The sequence below is a fragment of the Methylophilus sp. TWE2 genome, from assembly GCF_001183865.1.
In the GTDB taxonomy this organism is placed as follows: Bacteria; Pseudomonadota; Gammaproteobacteria; order Burkholderiales; family Methylophilaceae; genus Methylophilus.
The window spans coordinates 1,640,743-1,663,396 of the sequence record NZ_CP012020.1 but is presented as its reverse complement, the minus strand read 5'-3'; the positions used below and the strand labels follow the sequence as shown (position 1 = coordinate 1,663,396).

Annotated in this window: 22 protein-coding genes; 10 read left to right on the top strand and 12 right to left on the bottom strand. The window is 47.8% G+C overall.

Translation table 11 applies throughout. The features are described 5' to 3' along the window. Nucleotides 1–4 precede the first annotated feature (4 nt). The 6 genes from lnt (at nucleotide 5) to ACJ67_RS07990 (ending at nucleotide 4,616) form a co-directional block, all read left to right on the top strand. Nucleotides 5–1,579 (top strand): apolipoprotein N-acyltransferase, encoded by a 1,575-nt coding sequence (lnt, locus tag ACJ67_RS08010; RefSeq protein WP_156171662.1) that lies wholly within the window; start codon nucleotides 5–7, stop codon nucleotides 1,577–1,579. Nucleotides 1,580–1,867: 288 nt separating this feature from the next. Continuing rightward, nucleotides 1,868–2,389 (top strand): FxDxF family PEP-CTERM protein, encoded by a 522-nt coding sequence (locus tag ACJ67_RS08005; protein ID WP_049638618.1) that lies wholly within the window; start codon nucleotides 1,868–1,870, stop codon nucleotides 2,387–2,389. Between the two features lie 42 nt (nucleotides 2,390–2,431). Continuing rightward, nucleotides 2,432–3,064, top strand: a complete 633-nt coding sequence (locus ACJ67_RS14635; RefSeq protein WP_082163962.1) for an FxDxF family PEP-CTERM protein — start codon at nucleotides 2,432–2,434, stop codon at nucleotides 3,062–3,064. 65 nt (nucleotides 3,065–3,129) lie between these two features. Beyond that, nucleotides 3,130–3,570 carry an FxDxF family PEP-CTERM protein gene (locus ACJ67_RS08000; protein ID WP_049638617.1) on the top strand — a complete coding sequence of 147 codons (441 nt, stop codon included), beginning with the start codon at nucleotides 3,130–3,132 and terminating at the stop codon, nucleotides 3,568–3,570. A gap of 133 nt (nucleotides 3,571–3,703) precedes the next feature. Further along, nucleotides 3,704–4,135: a PEP-CTERM sorting domain-containing protein gene (locus ACJ67_RS07995; RefSeq protein ID WP_049638616.1), complete on the top strand. Its 432-nt coding sequence runs from the start codon at nucleotides 3,704–3,706 to the stop codon at nucleotides 4,133–4,135. Nucleotides 4,136–4,160: 25 nt separating this feature from the next. Next, entirely contained in the window at nucleotides 4,161–4,616 is a 456-nt protein-coding gene (locus ACJ67_RS07990) for a PEP-CTERM sorting domain-containing protein (RefSeq protein WP_049638615.1), read from the top strand. Between the two features lie 80 nt (nucleotides 4,617–4,696). Here ACJ67_RS07990 and dapC read toward each other — a convergent pair whose 3' ends face one another. Next, nucleotides 4,697–5,890, bottom strand: a complete 1,194-nt coding sequence (gene dapC, locus ACJ67_RS07985; protein WP_049638614.1) for a succinyldiaminopimelate transaminase — start codon at nucleotides 5,888–5,890, stop codon at nucleotides 4,697–4,699. 15 nt (nucleotides 5,891–5,905) lie between these two features. Between dapC and ACJ67_RS07980 the strand changes: the two genes are divergently transcribed. Next, the gene (locus ACJ67_RS07980; protein WP_049638613.1) at nucleotides 5,906–6,817 is read left to right on the top strand and encodes a DMT family transporter; all 912 of its coding nucleotides are present in this window, start codon (nucleotides 5,906–5,908) and stop codon (nucleotides 6,815–6,817) included. A 281-nt stretch (nucleotides 6,818–7,098) separates the two neighbouring features. On the opposite strand, the gene ACJ67_RS07975 is transcribed toward ACJ67_RS07980, so the two are convergent. The 11 genes from ACJ67_RS07975 to ACJ67_RS07925 are packed head-to-tail and all read right to left on the bottom strand — an operon-like array spanning nucleotide 7,099 to nucleotide 18,751. Continuing rightward, on the bottom strand, nucleotides 7,099–8,871 hold the full coding sequence (locus tag ACJ67_RS07975; protein ID WP_049638612.1) for a tetratricopeptide repeat protein: 1,773 nt from the start codon (nucleotides 8,869–8,871) through the stop codon (nucleotides 7,099–7,101). Next, on the bottom strand, nucleotides 8,868–10,841 hold the full coding sequence (gene mnmC, locus ACJ67_RS07970; protein ID WP_049638611.1) for a bifunctional tRNA (5-methylaminomethyl-2-thiouridine)(34)-methyltransferase MnmD/FAD-dependent 5-carboxymethylaminomethyl-2-thiouridine(34) oxidoreductase MnmC: 1,974 nt from the start codon (nucleotides 10,839–10,841) through the stop codon (nucleotides 8,868–8,870). The genes ACJ67_RS07975 and mnmC overlap by 4 nt, the downstream gene beginning before the upstream one ends. A 30-nt stretch (nucleotides 10,842–10,871) precedes the next feature. Further along, nucleotides 10,872–12,158 (bottom strand): cyclopropane-fatty-acyl-phospholipid synthase family protein, encoded by a 1,287-nt coding sequence (locus tag ACJ67_RS07965; RefSeq protein ID WP_049638610.1) that lies wholly within the window; start codon nucleotides 12,156–12,158, stop codon nucleotides 10,872–10,874. Between the two features lie 2 nt (nucleotides 12,159–12,160). Then, nucleotides 12,161–12,967, bottom strand: coding sequence for a DUF1365 domain-containing protein (locus tag ACJ67_RS07960; protein ID WP_049638609.1), 807 nt, complete (start codon nucleotides 12,965–12,967; stop codon nucleotides 12,161–12,163). Then, the gene (locus ACJ67_RS07955) at nucleotides 12,964–14,211 is read right to left on the bottom strand and encodes an NAD(P)/FAD-dependent oxidoreductase (RefSeq protein WP_049638608.1); all 1,248 of its coding nucleotides are present in this window, start codon (nucleotides 14,209–14,211) and stop codon (nucleotides 12,964–12,966) included. The genes ACJ67_RS07960 and ACJ67_RS07955 overlap by 4 nt, the downstream gene beginning before the upstream one ends. Nucleotides 14,212–14,213: 2 nt before the next feature. Then, complete coding sequence (locus tag ACJ67_RS07950; RefSeq protein ID WP_156171661.1) at nucleotides 14,214–15,155, bottom strand: acyl-CoA desaturase; 942 nt, start codon at nucleotides 15,153–15,155, stop codon at nucleotides 14,214–14,216. Nucleotides 15,156–15,205: 50 nt separating this feature from the next. Next, nucleotides 15,206–15,712, bottom strand: coding sequence for a lipocalin family protein (locus tag ACJ67_RS07945; protein WP_231587125.1), 507 nt, complete (start codon nucleotides 15,710–15,712; stop codon nucleotides 15,206–15,208). Between the two features lie 38 nt (nucleotides 15,713–15,750). Then, nucleotides 15,751–16,386: a DUF6134 family protein gene (locus ACJ67_RS07940; RefSeq protein WP_231587124.1), complete on the bottom strand. Its 636-nt coding sequence runs from the start codon at nucleotides 16,384–16,386 to the stop codon at nucleotides 15,751–15,753. 8 nt (nucleotides 16,387–16,394) lie between these two features. After that, a complete protein-coding gene (locus ACJ67_RS07935) occupies nucleotides 16,395–17,150 on the bottom strand; it encodes a DUF1295 domain-containing protein (protein WP_049638605.1) in 756 nt (251 codons plus the stop codon). Beyond that, nucleotides 17,147–17,683, bottom strand: coding sequence for a DUF2878 domain-containing protein (locus ACJ67_RS14515; protein ID WP_053092890.1), 537 nt, complete (start codon nucleotides 17,681–17,683; stop codon nucleotides 17,147–17,149). The genes ACJ67_RS07935 and ACJ67_RS14515 overlap by 4 nt, the downstream gene beginning before the upstream one ends. A gap of 15 nt (nucleotides 17,684–17,698) precedes the next feature. Continuing rightward, complete coding sequence (locus tag ACJ67_RS07925) at nucleotides 17,699–18,751, bottom strand: cyclopropane-fatty-acyl-phospholipid synthase family protein (protein ID WP_049638604.1); 1,053 nt, start codon at nucleotides 18,749–18,751, stop codon at nucleotides 17,699–17,701. 160 nt (nucleotides 18,752–18,911) lie between these two features. Here ACJ67_RS07925 and ACJ67_RS07920 point away from each other — a divergent pair, with 160 nt between their 5' ends. The 3 genes from ACJ67_RS07920 (at nucleotide 18,912) to ACJ67_RS07910 (ending at nucleotide 22,487) form a co-directional block, all read left to right on the top strand. Then, nucleotides 18,912–20,714: a PQQ-binding-like beta-propeller repeat protein gene (locus ACJ67_RS07920; protein ID WP_197080589.1), complete on the top strand. Its 1,803-nt coding sequence runs from the start codon at nucleotides 18,912–18,914 to the stop codon at nucleotides 20,712–20,714. A 194-nt stretch (nucleotides 20,715–20,908) separates the two neighbouring features. Next, nucleotides 20,909–21,856, top strand: coding sequence for a protein-methionine-sulfoxide reductase catalytic subunit MsrP (msrP, locus tag ACJ67_RS07915; RefSeq protein WP_049638603.1), 948 nt, complete (start codon nucleotides 20,909–20,911; stop codon nucleotides 21,854–21,856). A 10-nt stretch (nucleotides 21,857–21,866) separates the two neighbouring features. Continuing rightward, a complete protein-coding gene (locus ACJ67_RS07910) occupies nucleotides 21,867–22,487 on the top strand; it encodes a sulfite oxidase heme-binding subunit YedZ (RefSeq protein WP_049638602.1) in 621 nt (206 codons plus the stop codon). Nucleotides 22,488–22,654 lie beyond the last annotated feature (167 nt).

Genomic DNA, 22,654 nt, shown 5'->3' with positions numbered 1-22,654 from the left:
TACGTTGTTTAAAATTTTGTCCAAAGTTGTAAAACCACCCATTGTTAGCATAATTAATTTCCTTAAGAGATATTGGCATAGACCTGGCTTTTTATTTGGCACTGCAGCTTTGCTAGGCGCGCTCACCGTTTTGGGGTTTGCGCCTTTTTATTTTTATAGTCTCCCTCTCATTACACTGTTAGTTTTATGTTGGCTACTTTGCCGGAGTAAAACATCTTTTCATGCGTTTGGCCTGGGTCTCTGCTTTGGCCTGGGGATGTATGCGGTTGGTTTGTCGTGGATGGTGACGACCCTGCATGACTTTGGTGAAATGCCCTTATGGCTGGCTTATTTGTCTACGGCGATATTGTGTTTATATCTGGCCAGTTTTACTGCGTTGGCGACTTGGTTGACTGTCTATGTGCGGGCCTTGTGGTGTTTGCCTTTTGCCTGGGGAGCGGGAGATTGGTTGAGAGGGTATATAGGCGGTGGTTTTCCCTGGTTGACGATGGGCTACACGCAGGTGCCTGGGGGACTGTTGACTAGTTATTTGCCTGTCACTGGGATATACGGTCTGAGCGTAATCCTGTTGGGAGTGGTCGTTACATTCTGCTATGTATTGATGGGGGCAGGTAAAACACGGTGGCTAGGGGCTTTGTCAACGATAGTGATTGTTGCCCTTGCGATGGGTCTGCAGCATGTCAGCTGGACGACAAAGGGGGATCCTGTTCGTGTAGCTTTGTTGCAAGGGAATATCGCCCAGCAGACCAAATGGTCTGTTGAGCAAAGTAAGCAAATCATTTTGGGTTATCTGGATTTAATGCAGCAGGCTGATGCAGAAGTGTTGGTATTGCCAGAAACAGCGTTTCCTATTTTCCTCTCACAAGCCATGGGCAAAACAAAAGACAAGTTAATGGCGGTGGCGTTTGAAAAACATGCTGACATTCTTGTTGGGATGCTTGATTGGCAAGAGGTCGGCGTAACGCGGCAAAAATTTAACGCCGTGGTGAATTATGGCGTCTCCGGATTACAGGTTCAGCATAAAACGCATCTAGTGCCATTTGGGGAGTTTGTACCGCTACCATTTCTATTTTCGCCCATCTACCAGCATTGGTTTCATATGCCTCATAATGATTTTTCGGTAGGCCAAACAAAACAATTATTTTTGCTTGGGGCTAACAATGCCGCAGTGTCAATTTGCTATGATGATCTTTTTGGCGCTGACCTGGCAGAATATGCGCGAGAAGCAAGCTATATCGTCAGCGTAAGCAATGGCGCTTGGTTTGGACACAGTGCCGGACTTGAACAATATCTGCAGTTTACCCAAGCCCGTGCAATTGAGAGCCAAAAAATGATTGCAAGAGCAAGTAATAACGGCATCACGGCTTTTATTGATAAAAACGGAGAAGTTCTCGTTCGTGCAGCCAAAAACAAGGCTTTGACGCTTAACTATACTGTCGATAGCTATCAAGGCAGTACTTTGTACAGTCGATGCAAAGACGCTATTTTTTACATTCTTCAGTTGATCGGCCTGATCTGCATAGCCTCCAGACTAATATCTGTCAAAAAAAATTCACAAATGGGTGGGACTTATGTGTAAAATGGTGTATGTAAAAATGCACGTTAATAGTGCGCCACCGAGGGTTGGCTGGTTTATTTGGAGCGTCACCGGCCTCTAAAACTCTTTTTGGATCCTGATAAAATGAATAAGTTGTTGATTATCAAGGCATTAATATTTCTGTAATATTGGTATATTTCTTGCTGTGATAATTAATAACGAATAACGAAACGCCCGCAATACTTGGCTTTAATTAAAATTAGCCCAAATGGGTAGTTTTGCTGATAAAAGAATTTGATTATTGTATTAATAACATTGAGGAGAATTAACATGAGTATAGTGAAAGGACTAGCAATTGCGGCTTTAGCCTCTTTTGCTGTAAATGCAGGTGCGACCACTGTAACACTCGGCGCAGGTTCGTCGACGTTGCCTATGGTAGTGGCGGCGGGTGGTATTCTGGGCCCGACTGTCAGTTTTAATGACATTTTTAATTTCACGCTCGCTGGCCCGGGCAAAATAAGCTACCAAATCAGTGAGAAAGAAGTGGTGTTTGGTTATCCTGACCCTTCAAGTTCTCTCGGGTTTTCAGTGGCTCAAATTTATGACATTTCTGATACATCTTTTACCTATGGGTTATACAATGCTTCCAATGCATTGGTGACAGATTTGAATAATCTGACATCTGGTGCTTACTACATTAAAGTATCCGGTACAACAACAGGTCTTTTTGGTGGGCAGTACACATTAAAAACCACTATTACTGCCGTGCCTGAGCCAGAAACAAATCTGATGATGTTGTTGGGCTTGGCTGCCATCGGCACACTCACATACCGCAAGAAAAATTCACTGTAATTTTGTTACGCTGATTTTTATTGTGACTATGGGAGAACTAAAATGAAATTAATAAATGCTTTGGTACTGGCAGGTCTGTTATCTGTAAATGGTGTCGCTCACGCAGGGACACCCTCTTCAAGCACCCCAACGACAACAACCTCAAGCATTTCGCAAGATTTGTTTGATGATGGCAGTGTTAGCGTCAGCAAAACCTATGCTGGTGACAAAACTTTCACTGACAATTACACATTCAATTTGAATGCACAGCGCTTGCAGGAGTTTAACTCCTTGTCAGCTACTCTGAATTACACGAACTCCAACTCTGTTGGCTGCGCATTGTTGATTTTTTGCGGTACCTCAAATTCCGGCTTCAGTAATTTGAATGTTACTTTAACAAGCCCTTCAGGTAGTAGCACAAGTGGTACTACAACCACCGGCCCAACAAATACTAGCGTATTCGTAATTCCTATTTTGGTATGGAGTGCAACGACTTCTACACAAAATACAGTTTCTACTGACTGGATCAGTTTACTAGCTACAGGTACTTACACACTTTCCGTTTCTGGTACAACCCTGAAAAACGGAGGGGGATACAGCTTGGGGGTAACCGCAGTGCCTGAACCTCAAACAGCTGCTCTGGCCGCATTGGGTTTAGGTCTCATTGGGATGATTGCACGTAGGAGAAGAGTGTAATTTTCTCACTATATTTGTTTAATTTAGTGTTTGATCATAGTACTTTTTATTTATTAGGAGATTTTATGAAGCTTGCGAAGAAAATGACAGTATTGTCAGCGCTGTTGATGTCTTCAGTATTTGCAGTAAATGCCAATGCTGCGACATTTTCAGTATCCTCAACTGAGTACCTGTTTAACCCAGGCATGTTTTTTGAACAATTGAATTTCTCTATTTCTGAGGCTTCAGTTGTTAGCTACAGCTTTAGTGGTTTAACAGGTAGTTATTCATTGTTTGTTCCTGCACTGACAGATACAGCTGTACCTGCAAACACATTTGCAAGCGGTACATTGTTAAGTGCTGGTAATTATTCATTCAATATTTTTGGTAACCTGAACTCTGCATCTGGTCAATTTACTTATACATTGTCAGCAGTGACTGCGGCTGTGCCTGAACCACAGACGACAGGTATGATGGCTTTGGGTTTAGGTTTGATGGGTTTGATCTCACGTCGTAAGAAACAGTAATCTTTCTTACTTTTTAAGAGGCCATGTATTTACATGGCCTTTTTTATTGGCATTAGCCCATCTGGGTCATATTAGTTAGTCTTACTTTAAAGCATCATACTCCCGAGTGTTTTATTTATTTGGGAGATGGATTGTGAAAAAAATTGTATACAGCATCATTGCTGCAAGTGCTTTCATGTTTGCAGGTTCCGCTAGTGCAACCTCTACAACAACAAATATTTCAGGGAGTGGTACACAAACTTACTCTATTAACGTCGATGACACGTTGTTTAATGCCTCATTTGATGGCTTTGGGGTGACAGCGATAAGTTTGACTGGCAGCACTACCAACTATTCTTTTACGCAGAACTTCATTACCGATGTTTGGGAATTTAGTACCACAAACTTCATCCCTGGTTTATATAACTTGAATATCACTGCAGTCGGGGCGTGGACTGGTCAATACACAACAACACTGGGTACATTTATTCCTGCAACGCCTGTCCCAGAACCAGAGACCAACATGATGATGTTGTTTGGTTTGTTAGCGGTTGCAGTTGCCTTTGGCAAATCTAAATCAGCCTAATTATTCTCATATCGGAGTGATCATCATGCGTCAATTAATTAAAAGAAGCGTTATCGGTTTGGCATTGCTTGCGATGTCTTCAGGTGTTTTCGCCGCTACTTATACATTCAATCAGACTAAAGGTATGGCAATTCCTGTTGTGAGCGAAACAGGTAACTTTGTCCTCAGTGGTTATGCGATTTCAGCAACAGCGACTGTCCTGGATATTAAAAATGCAGCAGGTGATGTAGTGTTGAGCCTGAACAAGGATACGAGCACCAATCAGTTTGCACTGGGCTTTACTTCATTTATTGCAGGTAACTATACTTTGTTTTTTAACGCTTCAGTGCTGGATGCCAAAGGTTCATTTACTTCTGCCTTAGGGTCTATTAGTGGTCAAACAGCCATAGGCGCTTCTCCAGTACCAGAAGCTGAAAGCAGCGCGCTGATGTTAATGGGATTGGGTATACTCGGATTGATTGTCCGCAGGAAGTCTGCCTGATCTATAATGATCAATGACAAAAAAGCCAGCGCTATATTGCCGCTGGCTTTTTTGTTGATGCCGTAGCAGGTTTTTAATGTTTATTTCAAAAACTCGCTGACCCTGTCTGCAGCAGCGATTGTCTCTTCATATGAGGCAACGAGTGCCATACGAATAAATCCTTTACCAGGATTCAGGCCATGGGCCTCCCGCGCCAAAAAAGAACCTGGTAAGACCGTAATATTCAACTCTTGATACAACTGCTTGGCTACCTGCGTATCGTCTTTTTCCGTATTAATCCATAAATAAAATGCAGCATCAGGTAATTGGGTTTTTGGCCAAACTTTTTGTAAGATTGGCGTTACAGCATTGAATTTCTTGCTATAAAGCGCTCGGTTATGAATGACATGCTCTTCGTCATTCCAGGCAACGATACTCGCAGCTTGCACAGCCGGGTTCATCGCGCAGCCGTGGTAGGTACGATACAAGGCAAACTTTTCGATAATCTCTACATCACCAGCGACAAAACCAGAGCGCATGCCAGGTACATTGGAGCGTTTGGATAGAGAGCTGAACATGACGATGCGCTTAAAGTCGTCGCGACCGAGTTGATGCGCTGCTTGTAGTGCACCGACCGGAGGTTGTGCTTCATCGAAATAAATTTCCGAATAACATTCATCTGAGGCAATGACGAATCCGTATTGATCTGATAACTCAAACAGAGTTTTCCAAGCCTGGATATCCATGACTTTACCGGATGGATTACCAGGGCTGCAGACAAATACCAGTTGGGTTCGTTTGAGGACTTCGACAGGGACTTGTGTTAGGTCCATGACATAGTCGTTGTCAGGTGTGGTATTGATAAAGTAGGGCTGTGCGCCTGCCAAAAAGGCCGCACCTTCGTAAATCTGGTAAAACGGGTTGGGCGAAATCACCACCGGCTGTTGAGTCGTACTGCTATCAATCACCGCTTGTGCAAACGCAAACAGGGCTTCACGGCTGCCATTCACAGGCAGTATGGCTTTGTCGATGTTGAGCGCTGGAATCTTGTATCGGCGTTGCAGCCACTGATTGATCGCTTCACGCAAAGCGGGCACGCCGATTGTGGTAGGATAGCTGGCCAATCCACTCAAGTTGTTTGCAAGTGCTTCGCTGATGATGCTTGGAGTGGCATGTTTAGGTTCACCAATCGACAGGTTGACATGGCTGAATGCCGGGTTGGGTGTCAGTCCCTGAAACAGGTCACGCAAACGCTGGAACGGGTAGGGTTGAAGGTGGTTTAAATTTGGATTCATAGGTGTGTATTATAAGTGAGCCTGTCGTATAAACAAAAAACTTCCCGGCAAAAATACATGGCTTCTGCCGCCCTGATTTATGGTGCTTTGTGCTGGGGCATTATCTGGTATCCGTACCGGTTATTAAATGAAATAGGCTTGTCAGGGGTACAATCCAGCTTGTTAAGTTACAGCTTGGCCTTGCTGCTGGGCGGCATGCTGTTCTGGCCACGCTTCAAACGTATCCCGCACGTGCCTGCTTCAGCTTATTGGCTGAGTGTGGTGGCAGGTTGGACAAATCTGGCTTATGTGCTGGCGATCATTGATGGTGAAGTGATGCGTGTCATGCTCCTGTTTTACCTGTCACCATTATGGACGCTATTGCTCGCCAGAATCTGGCTACATGAACCCTGGCATAAACCTCAACTACTGGCTATTGGCTTATCCTTGCTTGGAGCGGTGCTGATGCTGACGGATGGCCAATGGATATGGCCTTGGCCGCAATCGACCTCTGACTGGCTGGCCTTGTCGGCTGGCATAGGTTTTTCGCTGACGAATGTCATCACACGTTTTTCAACCCATTTGACCATTGCAGCAAAAGGCATGCTGGTCTGGCTTGGCGTTTTTGCATTGTCATTGCTGATACTGTTGTGGCAATCTGGCAGCGCTGGCATGGTGTATGTCGTAGCCTCTGCAGCTACGCCACATGTTTTTATCACGCTGTTTATCATTGCCTTGCTGCTGGTCTCAGCCACATTGCTGGTGCAATACGGCGTCACTAAAATCCCTGCCATTCAGGCCTCAGTTTTATTTATGTCCGAGCTGATTGTGGCGGCCATTGCAGCCTATTTTTTGGCGCATGAAACCATGTCTCTGATTGAGATGGCTGGGGGCTGTTGTATCCTTGCTGCGGGAATGTTGTCGGTCAGTGTGGGGGAGTCTGGCTAGGGCCTGTTAACGCTATTTCAATTGTCGATGTTGCCTCTGTCATCAGTTCTATCAAGGCGTGAGAAGCGCAGTTTGGTGATTCCCAACAAGCGCCGAACAACGCGGAGAGCGCTGATGACAGAGGTAACCCTGCGGGCTGTAGCCATTTATTCGCTTCGCTACGTTGTCTATCGCTTATGTAGCCAGCTACACCAAATCTATTACTGTGACTCTTTCCGCCTTGCGTAACGAATAAATGCTCTCCAGCAGCGGCAACTGAAATAGCGTTAACAGGCCCTGGTTCAAGATAATAATTGCACCAATGACTGTTCCAATTGCCGGCAAAAAATTTCTGGTTCAAATAATACCTGTGCTTGATTCTTTAATTTTGTTTTTAGTTCAGCCAGAGCAGCGGAGTCGCGCGCCAAATCAATCGCGCGTTGCTCAAGCGCTTTCCAATCGGCACAGATACATTCAGGCAGGCCAACGCGATGGAGCAGGCTGGCGCTGACCCTGGCCGGGAAAGTCTCGCCTGCCACCGTGATTATCGGGATGCCTTGCCACAAAGCATCGCTGGCCGTGGTGTGTGCATTATAAGGGCTGGTGTCCAGCATGAGGTCTGCATGTTGTTGCCGGGCAATATGCTGCTCAATAGGCATACGGGGTGCAAATATCAATCGTTTTGCCTCGATGCCTGCTACCTGCGCTTGTTGCTGCAAATTGCGTGTCGCCCAGACATTGCTTTGTAATAGCCATAATACACTGCCTGGGACTTGTTCAAGGATGTGCATCCAGCTGGCAAAGATGTCTGGCGTGATCTTAAAACTCTGATTCAGGCAGCAAAATACGAAGCCTTGTTCAGGCAAGCCATGCTGTGCACGCGTTCCTGCATCCGCCTCCGGGCGGCGGGCATTGTTAGGTTGATAGCAGGGTAGCAGAACAGGCTGTTCTGCCAATGTAGCCGACTTGAGCGTTTCATCAATCACGATAGCATCAAACAATGGTCTGCCATGAAGAAAGCCCATACTCCCAGGATAGCCCAGCCAGTTGATATGTTTGCGCGCAGGCCGATATGCTGTCACTCCACAGCGGCTACGTTGTGTATAACCGGTCAGGTCTATCAGAACATCGATGCCAGCATCACGCATATGCGTCGCAACTTCTGTATCCGTCATATGCGTGATGTCCACCCATTGATCTGCTGCTGCCACAAACGCTTGCCGTTCCGGTGATTGGTCATCTTCGGCATTGGTATATAGGGTGACTTCAAATTGATGGCGGTCATGGGCTGCAATCACATCTGTGACTAAGTAAGCCAAAGGATGACGGCGGAAATCAGAAGAAATATAAGCCAGCTTTATACGCTCAGGTGAGGCTTTAGAAGCAGGTGTTGGTAAAGGTTGGATATGACCGTAATGCTGTTGCGCCCATAGGCTGGCACAATCAAGTTGCTCTTTGTCAGTCGTTCCCGGCATGGCCAAAAAGGCAAAGGGAGGAATGCGCGCTTGAGCATGTGATCTCACTGCTTCCCGGATCTCTGCGATGGCGACCTCCAGCCCTTGCCAATCGGCCATATGCTGTTTTTGATGAATCCAGTGTACTTTGGCATGCATTAACTGTGGATCAAGTTTTATCGCTTGTGCATACGCAGCAACCGCGAGATCCAGTTGACCTTGCTCGCGATAAGCATTGCCCAAGTTGTTATGACACTCGGCATCCTGTGGCGAGAGGCGCAGAGACGCCAGATAATGTTGAATCGCAGATGCATGTTCTCCTAACTTACGTAAGCTGTTGGCCAGGTTAAAGTGCACGTCGGCCTGCTGCGCATCCTGCTTTAATGACTGCCTGAAATACTCAGCAGCGACAGTTTCATTGCCTTTCATACTGGCGACATTGCCCAACTGCATGAGGATTTGCGGATGACCCTGTGCCCAGTGCAGCGCCTGCTTAAACGCTTGCTCCGCGGCATCTGCCTGCCTGAGGGCCAGGTAACAGCGCCCTAATTCATAATGTAGCTCTGGGTCTTGCGGCGAAAGCTGCAGTTTCTTTTGTAATCGCTCAATAGTAGAGTTCATGTCGGCACCTTGTCACTAAAAGGCTGCATCAACGATTGCCACCCCAATTGCTTGAACACATGGCGCTGCGGGTGCAAGCCATGCCAGAAACTGTCTTCAGTGAGTTGTGGCAGAGCGTGCCCAAAGTCTATTAATAAGCGCCTTGCCAATATCGCCGCACAAAAAGGCGCTGTCATCAGGCCTTTGCTGCCATGCGCAACATGCGCATAGAGTCCTTGAGAAGAGGGCAAATCCTGAGTTCTTTCGATGGGCGCATTTTGTAATTTGAGTGGCTCTAGCGGCAATACCTGGCCTACGTAAGGCAGGTAATCAGGCGATCCGCATCGTAACGACGCGCGTGCAAAAGTGATTTCTGCGTGCAGCGCTTGATTAAAGTCTGCGCTTAGCCTACTCACCATCTCTAGATTATCCAGATTGTCTTCTTCGCGAATACCCGTGTCATTATCTCCCGGCGCAAAAGTTGCCCCCATTGCGTGTTGGCCTTGATGTTCAGGGGTCAGGTAGCCATCGCCACAAAGAATGGTTTTTAGGCTGTTCATTGACGGTTGTGCAGCAATCATCCCCATCTGCCCGCGTACAGGATTCAACCACATGCCACTATCCGGCAGCAGCGTGTTGGCCTCGGCCGCATTGCAGATAATCACTGCATCAAAATGCTCGCTCAACTTGGCATCATTCATTTGCAACTGCCAGCCAGAAGCTTGCTTGACCAAGCCGGTGACTTCGTGGCTCACATGCAAGTGGACATTCTTGTGCTGCAGCATGCGCATGCAAGCCATGTTTGGATTCACCCAGGCACCATGCTCAAAAAACAGACTGTCATGCGCCAATGTGACCCCGGCCTGAACACTGGCCTGTTGCGCATCCAGTTTCTGTAACAAGCCTAAGTCAGCATATCTGGCAGCCACTTTTTGTACGCGTTTTAGTTCTCTTGGACTTCCGCCAAGCTGTACCAAACCACACACCTGAAAGCCATCGTTTCCTAAATCAAGGTTGGCATAATGCCTCAGGCTGAAGCTGTAACTGCGCCAGGCTAAGTGGTCATTGAGCGGTTTTTCTGCGTTTAAACGTGGATAGAGCATGCCGCGTGGATTACCAGAAGCGCCATTGGCGATGGTCGCTGCCCGCTCGAACACGTGCACCTCACACCCTAAATTAGCCAGGAACCATGCACTGCTGCAACCAGCAATGCCGGCGCCAATGATGGCTATTTTAGGCAAATGTGGTCGCGTGGGTTGGCTCATTACAGCAGCTGGCCATTGCCCGCATAGCATCTCACGCTTGTTGCCAAATCCACGTGTTTTTTCGACCTGGAAACCTGCCGACTGCAAGCCCCGTCTAACGAGTCCTGCGCTTGTGAAGGTTGCAAAGGTTGTGTGCGGATGAGCGCACCTGGCCATGCATTCAAATAGATAAGGCTGCCACATTTGTGGGTTTTTAGACGGTGCAAAGCCATCCAGAAACCAGGCATCCGCCTTGAAGTTTAACTGAGGCAATAATTGGGCACTATCGCCGATATATAACGTCAAACTGGCAGAAAATTCGGGTAATTCAAGCTGATTAAAACCAGGCTGTAACAAGCGATATTGCTTGCATAGTGCCTGGCTGACTTCAGCGAGCTCAGGGAAATGGGCATGTGCCGTTTGCAGGTCTTGCAAGGTAAACGGGGCAATTTCAACACTGACAAAATGTAAATGAGCCTGTGGCGGTGCAGTCTCGCGCCAAAGTTGTAAAGCAGAGAGGAAATTAAGCCCGCTGCCAAAACCGGTTTCAACAATCACAAAATGGCTGGGTCTGTCGGTGGATAATTGCTGCCAGCGCTGTTGCAACTGGTTATGCTGTAAGAAAACATAACGTGTTTCAGCCAGTCCATGTTGGGGGTGTTCCGGGCTGACGGAAAAATAGACATCATCGAATGCTGTGGAATAGGGCAGGCCATCCCGCCATTCCAATACTGCGTGTGTACTCATGGTCGCAAGTTTATCATGCGCATGCGCACCTTACACCCGCTGCTTGATCCGGTAACCAGGCTTTGCGAGTAACAGATGTACATCGCCCAACGCACATTCAGCAAAGCCGCCTTCACAATAACTCAGGTAAAAATCCCACATGCGAATAAAGGCTTCGCTATATCCCAGCTGCCTCACTGCTTCAATATTGGCGAAGAAGTTCTCCCGCCAGTGACGCAATGTCGTGGCGTAATGTAAGCCGATATCCTGCAAATCAACCAGCCGCAGGTCGCTGGCGCGCGTCATGCTGACTAGCATGGCGGTATTGGATGGAATATTGGATCCAGGGAAGATATAGCGCTGAATAAAGTCTACCGAACCGATAGCGCTATCGTAGCGCTGGTCTGCAATGGTGATGGCCTGAATCAACGCCACGCCATCGGGTTTCAATAACTGGCTTACTTTGTTGAAGTAAGTGTCATAGTATTGATGGCCCACAGCCTCTATCATCTCTATGGAGACCAGCTTGTCATATTGCCCTTGCAAATGACGGTAGTCCTGTTTGAGTAGCGTAATCTGGTCTTGCAGGCCTTCTGCGATCACGCGTTCTTTTGCCAGGGAGTATTGTTGTTCGGAAATCGTGGTCGTCGTGACATGGCAGCCGTAATGCTTGGCTGCATAGATGGCAAAGCCACCCCAACCGGTGCCGATTTCAATCACATGGTCAGCAGGGGTTAATTGTAGTTTTTCACAAATGGTTTTCAGTTTAAGTTCTGAAGCCGCTTGCAAGCTGGCAGTCTCTTCGTCAAAGATAGCCGAGGAGTACATCATGGTGGGATCCAGGAATAACTGGAACAAAGCATTGCCCAGGTCGTAATGCGCCGCAATATTTTTCTGGCTACCGGCCTCGCTATTGCTGTTTAGCCAATGAAAGACTTTCAATAACGGTTTGCTCAGCCATTGGTAACCGCCTTCCAGCGTATCCATCACCGACTGATTCAGTACCATTAAGCGTACTACGTCGGTTAAAGAATCAGCCTGCCAGTAACCTAGCATGTAGGCTTCCCCGGCGCCTATGCTGCCACCAAAGGCGATCTCACCGTAAAAACGAGGATCCAGGACTGTAATGGTGGCGGCAGGCGCTTCATTCACTGCTTGCCCAAACACATATTGATCCGCACCATCAATCAGCGTTAACTGGCCTATACTGAGTTGTTGTAGTCGTTTGAGCACCTGCGATTTGGCTAAATTGGCCACCCATTTAGCGCGACTTTTGGATTTTAATGGTTTGGTCAGCGGGTCAACGACCAATGGAGCAGGGGATGGCATCGTCGTCATGATTAATCTCCGATTCTAGCGTGTGGGTCCGGGTGAGGATAAAAAGGAATTTTTTTCAGCCATAGCTTTAGCGCTTGCCAGTAAATTGCCAGAATGACTTTCAATGTCATCCAGGGATAGGTGAGCAACATGCGATTGAGCGTGCTGGCTTGCCAGGGCTGGCGTTGCATCTTGAGCGTGGCATAAAACATGGCCTTGTCTTGCTGCCAGTTTTGCATATGCACATTCAAGGTCTCACCGGGGGGCGAAAACTGCCATTGATACTGGATATCCATGGGCATAAACGGTGAGACATGAAAGTCTTTCTGTAATTTGAACAGTAAAGCGTGGTCTTGCTTGACGTCATGGACATAAGCAAACTGCTCTTTCCATGGCGTATTAGTGATATGGCTGACGATGGCCTGCAGGTTGCCATCCAGGTCATGGCAGTAATAAAAGCTCACCGGGTTAAAGCAAACACCCCAGTAGCGGCAATGGGTCAGCAGGCCTATGCGCCCGAGCGGACGTGTGCCTGTTTGTTCTTCCACCAGGTCACGTACGCAGAGTTCCAATGGTTTTTCAGCAGGCCCTAAATAATCTTGTCGTCGGAAGTATGCAAGATTAACTTTAAGATATGACCACAATCTATTGTTTTTAAACAAAAATGGCAGTTCTTCCAAGTCAAGGTAGAGCATAAATAGCTGATACTTAAAGCCATGCAGTTTGGGCTGCAAGCGTTGATGACTCACCCAGCCAGTATAAATGGCACTATGTAATGCGGTACTCTCACATGGGGATTGTTGTAACTGTGCCGCTTGATTGGCTGTCATACCATGGCCTTTTGAAAGTGCTCTATGGCATTGATTGCACTCACCACACCATCCTCATGAAATCCATTGCGCCAATAAGCGCCGGCATAACCAGTATGGTGGTGTCCACTGATCTCTCCATGTCTGGTCTGCGCATGCGCTCCTTCTAGCGTGTAGAGAGGATGTCGATAATGCAGTTTTTTGATGACTTTTGCAGGATCAATGGCATCGGTGTAATTGAGTGTTACCAGTAAGGGCTGTGCAGATTGTATGCCTTGCAGGATGTTCATATTATAGGTGACTTGCACTTTACCACTAGGCTTGTCGGTCACATGATAGTTCCAGGCCGCCCAGGCAAGTTTACGTTTGGGCATCAGGCTGGCATCGGTGTGCAGGTACACGGTGTTATCCTGGTAGGGAATCGCGCCCAATATCTGTTTTTCTGCTGCGGTGGCTTCATCGCCAAGAATCTTTAATGCCTCATCGCTGTGGCAAGCAAAAAACACATAATCAAACTGCTGTGACTTGCCATCCGAAGTGTGGACAGTGACCGCATCACGTAGTCGCTTGATGGACACGACAGATGTATTCAATTGAATCCGTTCTCGATACTCGGCTGTTACTTTTTCCAGATAGGCAGCCGAGCCCCCAACAATCGTGCGCCATTGCGGGCGGTCATCAATGGTAAGCATGCCATGATGATGAAAAAAACGCACAAAAAAACGGGCAGGAAACTGCAACATCTGTTCCGCATCCGTTGACCAGATGGCAGCGCCCATGGGCACGATATAGTCGCGGATAAATTGCTGTGAGTATCCATGCTGTTGCAGGTAATCGCCCAGTGGAATTTCATTGCCTGGCGCAAGCAGTGACAGGGATTCTTTGTTAAAGCGCAAGATATCACGCACCATGCGATAAAAAGCAGGGGATAGCAGGTTGCGCCTTTGCGCAAACAGGCTGTTCAGGGAGGTGCCGTTATATTCCAGCCCGGTCACCTCATTACGCACGCTGAAACTCATGGTGCTATCGCGCCAGGCAACACCGGTTTCACGCAGGATGCGCTCGAACTGCGGATAGGTTTTATCATTAAATACAATAAAACCGGTATCCACAGCGTGTGTTTGACCTGCCACCTGAACCTGGTGCGTGTGGGTGTGCCCACCTAGGTAATCATTGGCTTCAAACAGGGTAATTTGATGGGTTTGATGCAGATAATAGGCAAGGGTATTGCCGGCGATCCCGCCGCCAATAATGGCAATTTTCATGGTTAACCCCTCATCTCGCCGTGTTGCTCACGCACATTCGAAGGTACCTGCTTAAGGTTCCAGATGAGCCCCATGCTTGCCAGTAACTTCAAGCCGTAATAGGTCAAATCTATTTCCCACCAGTAAAAACCCTGTTTTGCCGATCCTGGAAAGTGGTGGTGGTTATTGTGCCAGCCTTCCCCTAACGTGATGATCGCTATCAGCCAGTTATTGCGGCTATGGTCACGTGTGGCATAACGACGTTTTCCCCAGACATGCGCCAGGGAGTTGACACTAAAGGTGGCGTGATAAAGGGCAATCGTAGATACGATAAATCCCCAAACCAGCAATTGCCAGCCATTGGTGTGTAATTGTGGCACGTAATGCGCTAGCAGATCACCCAATGCATAAATCGACACAGCCAGCGCGATGGGAACCAGGCTGTCAAACCGGTCTAGCCAGCATAATTCCCGATAACGGGTCAGCTCCCTGACCCGTTCCAGTTGGGTTTTAAAATTGGCATGGCTCAGGAACCAGCCTAAATGACTCCATAACAACCCATGCTGATGCGGAGAATGTACGTCTTGCGGTTGATCAGCATGCACATGATGATTGCGATGATGTGCGGCCCACCATAAGGGCCCACGTTGTACCGCCGTGGCACCAATCAATGCAAATATGAACTGTCCTGCACGTGAAGTCTGGAATGTCTTATGGGCAAAATAGCGATGGTAAAAACCAGTCACTGCAAACATGCGGATGAGATACATCAGAATGGCGAAAAAAACTGCAAATGGACTCCAGCCTACCCAGTAGAGTGCAATTAAAGCAATATGCAGGGAGACAAACGGCAACACCCGCCACCAATCTATGCTGTTGGCATTCGCATAGGCTGGCGCCTGGTAACGGTGATTATCGAGCCAGCCAATCAACCGCCATAAACAGCTGTATATTCTCTGCGACATGGAATCCCCTCTCCTGGGATAAGTCATTTGTTACTTGTTTTTTTATTCGTCTATTTTTTTGTTGGTCGCTGCTGGGGAAACGCCCGCAACTTGCTGGTGTCGTAACCCATAGACTGGATTTTGGACACTAAATCGTCATAAGTCTCGCGGTTTAAATGAGGCTGGCGTGACATCAGCCAGACGTAATCGCGTTTATTTCTGGCGATAATGGTGTGCTGATAGTCTTCGCTCAAATAAGCAATCAGGTATTCGGACTTGAATGGCCAGATAAATTGCATCTGCCATTCTGCATTACCTGTCCCTGGCACCACAAACCCGGTGGGGTGGTAGGTTTTTAATTTGCCGTTAAAGCTGCTTTGATTAAAGCTGAATGTGGTGGCAATGGAGCCGTCAGGATTCTTTTCATAACGTTCCACCGGATTGTAAGGGTCGTTTTCTATGATTGTCGGGATTGCCGCAATCACAAACCAGTCACCCATAAACCGGTCAAGATCGACTTCTGCCACCGTTTTGATGGGAGGCATAGATTGGCAAGCAGATAATCCTAAAAAACTCATGATGCAAATCACTTTAATAAAATTGTTTAACATATTGATTAAATAAGTTTATAAATAATCTTATAGCCCTCTGGGGTGACGGATTCCAGAGCGACCCATTCCTGCTGGTCGTCATACCACAGCGTGATTTTCAATTTATCCTTGCCCTGGTATCGTCCTCTCAGACGGTATTGGTGCACATTGGTTTGTTGCCCTTTCACTGTCATGACTTGCTTACCTTCATCCATCACACTGACATCCAGATATTCGCCATTTTGCGGATTAAGCAGGCGTTGTTGTTTCAAAATCTCCGGATTCCAGTAGGCAAACGTCATGACGCACGCAGGTAAGGTTTGCTTTTTCCCATTTTTATCAACCAAAAATTGGTTGCCTTGCTGCGTGCCCATGACGTCTGTGATTTCTTTATTTTCTTCGGTATGGGCACGCAATTCGTTTAGACAGTCCCCTTGCCAGGTTTCATCCGCCTGGTGCTGGTAACGGTAGGCGTTAATAAAAAGCACCTTGACCTTGAAGTTTGCCCGGCTTTGTAACTGGTTTTGATTCAATGTGAAACTGTGCGTACCAATCTTTTGCTTATCTAGCCACACCTCAAATGACCATTCTTTAGCCTCGGCGACAGCAATAAAATGAAACACGACAAAGATGGTTGCGAAGTATTTGATCATAGCAATCATACGCGCGTTCATTTTGGAATCCCGGGAATAAATGCGTTGGTACGTTTGGCATACTCGGCATAGCCTGGTCGACGGCTATGGATGGTCTGCTCCATCAGGCTGACTCCGCTGACTTTGAGCAGCAAAAAGGTCATGATCACAGGGGAAAACCAGACCCAAGGATTACCGGTTGCGGCCCCAAACAAGGCAAACCCCCACCAGATCAAGCATTCGCCAAAGTAATTTGGGTGGCGGCTGTAGCGCCAGAGTCCGGTTTGCAGCACGCCATCTGCGCCCATATTTTTGCGGCGAAACTGCATTAATTGCCAGTCGGCAACGGCTTCCCAATAAAAACCTATGACAAATAACACTATTGCGGCACCATCCAGCCATTGCATGGGTGAATGGCTGGTAATAGACACATACAGAGGATAAGAAATTGCCCAGGCCAGGAGGGCCTGGAATCCAAAGATGATGTACAGGCTTTTTAACCAGAAGTGAGGTTCGTTATTTTTGCGGATGGTATCGTACCGATGATCTTCTTTCCCCCAGTTACGCCAGGTGAGAAAAATGCTCAGCCTGAATGCCCATAGACTCACGGCAACCAGCACCAGCCAGGCGCGCAGGGATAAATCCGGCATGAATATGGCGCTGACACAAGCCGTCATGAGCATGAACAGGCTCCACATGCTATCGACGTGGCTGTATTTATGCGTCGCAAAACTCAACAGCCAGCCTGTCAGTGCAAACGCAATAATGGCAATCAAAGCATAGCTGTAAATCATACTGGCCTCACTTGCAGGGTTGCGTTGAACGTGGCACGGATCCAGAGCAGTAGTGGCAATACCAGACCCCATTCCAGTGCAATCCAGGCCAAGTCTGATGTTGGGCCGGGTAAGGTAACAGCACCTAACTTTTCAGCCCCTAAATACGCTAATGGGCCAAAAATGGCGCCCAGTAGCGCGGCAAGGGCTAATTGATGCTGTAACCAGCGCATACTAACATTAAGTGTACACGCAAAAGCCAGCCATAATGCAATCATCCAGCTGGGGATATAACTGATCGCCTCGGACTGAAGATCAAAACTGACCCAGCCCATGCTATAGACCACTTGGTCGAATATGCAGCCGGTGAGCGCGGTGAGTATCAAAGGGAGGGATTGCTCCCAGCCTTCCATCCAGTGTAAATGCATCAAGGTGAGTAAACCAATCAGGCAAAGCAGGGTGTCTTCTTTGCCAGTCCCGGCAGAGAGCACGCATGCCCACCACAGCAGTTGAAATGAAACAAAATTAAAGATGATCAGCTTGGAGGAGGGCATATTCAGTCTTTTCGCTTATCTCTTTGAAAACAGATAATGGCTGACCCACCAGGTTTGTCCCTGGTTATAACCAAACAACTCGGCACATGCCATGAAAAATATACGCCAGCGTTGACGCCAGCGCTCTGCATCCGCTTGCCCGTAAATTGACTGTAGAACCGGTGTCAGTTCGGCATGATGGCTGTCCATGTTTTCCAGCCAGGCATTGGCTGTTTTTTGATAGTGGGTCCCGTTCCAGCGCCAAGTATCAATGATTTTGAGATCGTCCTGAAAGTAAAGGGGCAATTGATCACTGGGCATCATGCCGCCACTAAAAAAATACTGGCTCATCCAGTCATCCTCTGCTTTGACATCAAAAGTGTAGGCGGCGCTCCGGTGTACGAAAATATGCTTGAAAAAGAGGCCGCCTGGCTTGAGCCAGCGAGCCACCTTGGCATATAACAGAGCGTAATTGCGCATGTGTTCAAACATTTCTACTGAAACAATCCGGTCAAACGTCTGATCAATATCAAAGACATTCATATCAGCGGTGATGATATGAATATTGGACAACCCCCGATCTTTTGCTTGTTGCAGGATATATTCGCGTTGCGAAGCAGAGTTTGACACGGCAGTAATCTGGGCATCGGGATAATGGCTGGCCATCCACAGGGTCAGTGAACCCCAACCACACCCTAGTTCAAGAATTTGCAGGGGGCCACCCAGGCGCGCATGCGCACAGGTTTGTGCCAGTGCCAGCTCCTCTGCTTCATCCAGCGTTTGTGTGTCAGGCAACCAGAAGCAACTGCTGTATTTGCGGTTGATACCCAGGCAGTATTGATAAAAGGCTGCCGGGATTTCATAGTGCTGGGCATTCGCTTTTTCTGGTAATGGTGCAATCTCGGCAAGCTGCATCTGCTCTATAAATGCAATCAGGTTAGCTTGTGTTCGTTCGCAATCCTGTTCGGCGATTTCGCGTAACCTGGATTGGCAAAGTTTGCGTATTCCCATGCGGATCACTGCATCAGACAGTAATCCTTTTTCAGCCAGTTGTAATGCAATTGATGTTTTTGTCGATGTAATTGTCATGATTATGATTGTTGTACAAGTTAACAATTCTTGTCTATGGCTGTTCCCAACCAGATTTAGTTTCACCAATTAAAAAAAATTTTCAAAAGAGGCCAGTGAGCGTTTCAACAGGATCATCATAACGTGTATACTAACCTGTATAGTCTATGAGTTGCATGATATGAAAACAGTCCTAAAAAACCTTCTGTTATCTGGTGTAGTTGCAGGCATATCCTGTCTGCTATTCGCTTGCACGCATACAGTTAAACCGGTTGTCACTAGTGATAGCAACATTGACTGGCCAAGTTATGGTTTGAATCTGGAGTCACAACGTTTTTCCAGCCTAACACAAATCAATCAACACAACGTGGCGCAATTACAAGCTGCATGGTCGGTGGAAACCGGAATAAAAGCTACCTTTCAAGCCACACCTATTGTGGTGAATGGCATCATGTATGTCAGCTTGCCTTTTAACCATGTATTAGCATTAGATGCCTTTACTGGCAAGCAAGTATGGAAATACACGCATACACGCAAGGCTGAGTGGAACATGTGTTGCGGACCAGCCAATAGAGGGGTTGCCGTCGCAGCAGGTAAGGTCTTTATAGGGACTGTCGATGCCAGACTGATCGCTTTGGATGCTGCAAGCGGTAAAAAGCTATGGGATATTGATGTTGCCGGAAGTCAGGTCAACACTGAGCACCAGGATGCATTGAACGGCAGCGATCCAAACAAAACCCGCAAAGTGACGGGCGGCACAGGCGTAGGCATTGCCATGGCGCCTGTGGTTTATCGGAATAAGGTGATCATCGGCATCACAGGTGTGGGCTATGGCCTGCATATTGATAATCCACGCAGTGACGCTCCACTTGGAGCCGTGATTGGTGTCACTGGCCGTTACGGCCGCCCCGGGTTCCTGGCAGCGTTTGATATCAACGATGGTCACCAGATTTGGCAGTTCGATACCATTCCGCAACAGGGTTGGGAAGGACAGTTTACAACGCAAACAGCTGATGGTAGCCAATTCGACCGGGATATTTCATCAGAAAAGGCTGCCTTGAATGAATACCCGGATGCGGCACGTTTTGGCGGCGGTTCTGCTTGGAGTACGCCAGCGATTGATACTGCTACCCATACACTGTATTTTGGTACTGGCAACCCTTCGCCGCAAATGAATGATGTTTCCAGGCCTGGAGACAATCTTTATACCGTGTCATTAGTTGCCCTGGACACGGAGACAGGTCAATACAAATGGCACTACCAGCAAGTGCCACATGACTTATGGGGCTATGATCTGGCCAGTCCGCCAGTACTGTTTAATTATCATTACCAAGGCAAAAGCATCCCTGCCGTTGGCCAGGCAAGTAAAACAGGCTGGTTTTACATTCATGATAGAGCCACGGGTCGGTTCCTGGCTAAATCTGCCGCTTTTGTCCCGCAGCTTAATTTGTTCAAAAAACCAAGTGCGGAGGGAACCGTTATATATCCGGGGATTCTTGGCGGTGCCAACTGGTCACCGGTGAGCTTGAATGAGCACCAGCAAACCGTTTATGTGGCCGCCATGCACAGCCCGATAAAATACACCGTGCACGAAACTCAAGTAAAGGCAGGCGAAAAACCGATACGTTATGCCGCCAGCGAACCCACTAACGATGAACGCTGGGGCGTGTTAAGCGCAATTGACCTGCGTTCTGGCCAGATTGCCTGGCAACAAAAAACCAGCCAGCCATTGGTCGGTGGTGTACTGGCGACTGCAGGCGGTATCTTGTTTTGCGGGGAGGGGGATGGCAGGTTTTCTGCCTATGACAGCCAGACCGGGCAACGGGTATGGCAATATCAATCTGAATACGGCGTGAATGCGCCGCCGATTACCTACCAAGTCAATGGTGAACAGTATATTGCGGTGGTGAGCGGCGGTAACTCCCTGTTTGGCTTTAAACAGGGCGACCGCATTTTAACGTTCAAACTGCCATCAAAACATTGAGTGCACTGATGACAGAGTTAACAGAATCTGGTTGCATTATCATTCTTGGTGATTAATTTATTGGGCTCACGATGAGCCCTTTTTCTTTTGAGGTGCCCAGATCTTAAACGCAATGACCCCCTTGGGGAATCTGCTGTAAGGTTTCCGTGTCATACGCGACAAACAAGCATCATCAATGACATACAGGAACCTCTATGCTATTAGATAACAACCGCCGTAATCCCAGCGGAATTTTGCCCTCAGAAATCACGCCACAAGAAATGTTTGAACAGCGTCGTCAGTTGCTGAAAGTAGCAGGTGTGGCTGCGACGAGTGTGTTATTTCCCACCCATCTGCAAGCTGCCTCAAGCCTGGATTTCCAGAAAACCGCTTATGGCAAGGAAGAGAAGCTGACCAGCTTTGAGGATGTGACCGGCTACAACAATTATTATGAATTTGGCACCGGCAAGGAAGACCCGGCACGTGAGTCCACCTTGTTTAAACCCAGCCCTTGGGCAATCAAGATCGAAGGCGCGGTGAAGCAAGCCAAAACGATCAGCCTTGAACAGCTTATGAAGCTTGCGCCGCTAGAAGAACGTATTTATCGTATGCGCTGTGTGGAGGGTTGGTCTATGGTGATTCCATGGCTAGGGCTGCCGCTGAAAGCCCTGATTGACTGGGCGCAGCCGACGGGCAATGCCAAGTACATTGAATTGATCTCATACAACGACCCGCGGCATATGCCAGGGGCCCGCATTCCTGTGCTGGATTGGCCCTATACTGAGGGATTGCGCATGGACGAAGCCATGCAGCCATTGACCATCCTCGCGGTGGGTTTGTATGGCAAAGTTTTGCCCAATCAGAACGGTGCGCCGGTACGCCTTGTCGTGCCCTGGAAATACGGGTTTAAAGGAGCCAAGGCGATCAGTACAATTCGTTTTGTTGAACACATGCCCAATACCACCTGGATGAAGGCTAGTCCCCGCGAATATGGTTTTTATGCCAATGTCAATCCGTCGGTGGATCATCCGCGCTGGACACAGTCCTCTGAAAAGCGCATCGGTGCGGGGTTGTTTGCGGGACGCATCAAAACCAGGATGTTTAATGGCTATGATGAAGTGGGCCAGTTGTATGCCGGCATGGACTTGAAAAAGTATTTCTAGAGGTCCTTTCATGTTAATACTTCACAGGCTGTCCTTAAAAAAACCAATAGTCTTGATACGCCTGCTTAAAGCCATGATTTGGTTTGGTGCCAGCTTGCCTATTTTGCGGTTGGTCATTCTGGGGGTGACAGAAAATCTTGGTGCCAATCCCATCGAGTTTATCGAACGTTCTACGGGCACATGGGCATTGGTGTTTTTATTACTTTCGCTGATCATCACTCCTTTGCGGCATTTCACCGGACAGCCTTGGCTGATTGCAGTACGTCGTTTGCTGGGCTTGTGGATGTTTGCCTATGCTTGCCTGCACCTGACCAGCTATGTATGGCTGGATTACCAGTTTGACTGGCCAGCGATTGCGAAAGACATTATCAAGCATCCTTATGTGCTCGTTGGTGCCACTGCATTCGTCCTGACCTTACCGCTGGCTGCGACTTCCAATCAGAAAGCGATCAAGATGCTTAAACAACGCTGGAAAAGCCTGCACACGCTGGTTTATGTCATCGCTGTCCTGGCGCTGCTGCATTATTGGTGGCTGGTCAAAAAAGATGTCACTGAGCCAGTGATATACAGCATCGTTTTTGCCATGTTGATACTTGCGAGATGGCGACCTGCTTTAAAAACATCTAACTGAATGCAGCTGATGTCACGAGTCGGCAGCCATTGTTCTTGACAACACACGGCTTTTTGGACACATTACTGTCAATATAAAAGGAGCCCTCCTCAGGATGGGCTTCAAACTAAAATTCTTCGGGGGTGTGGCATCTTAACAACCGACAGGCAGAGGGGTGCCTATGTGTC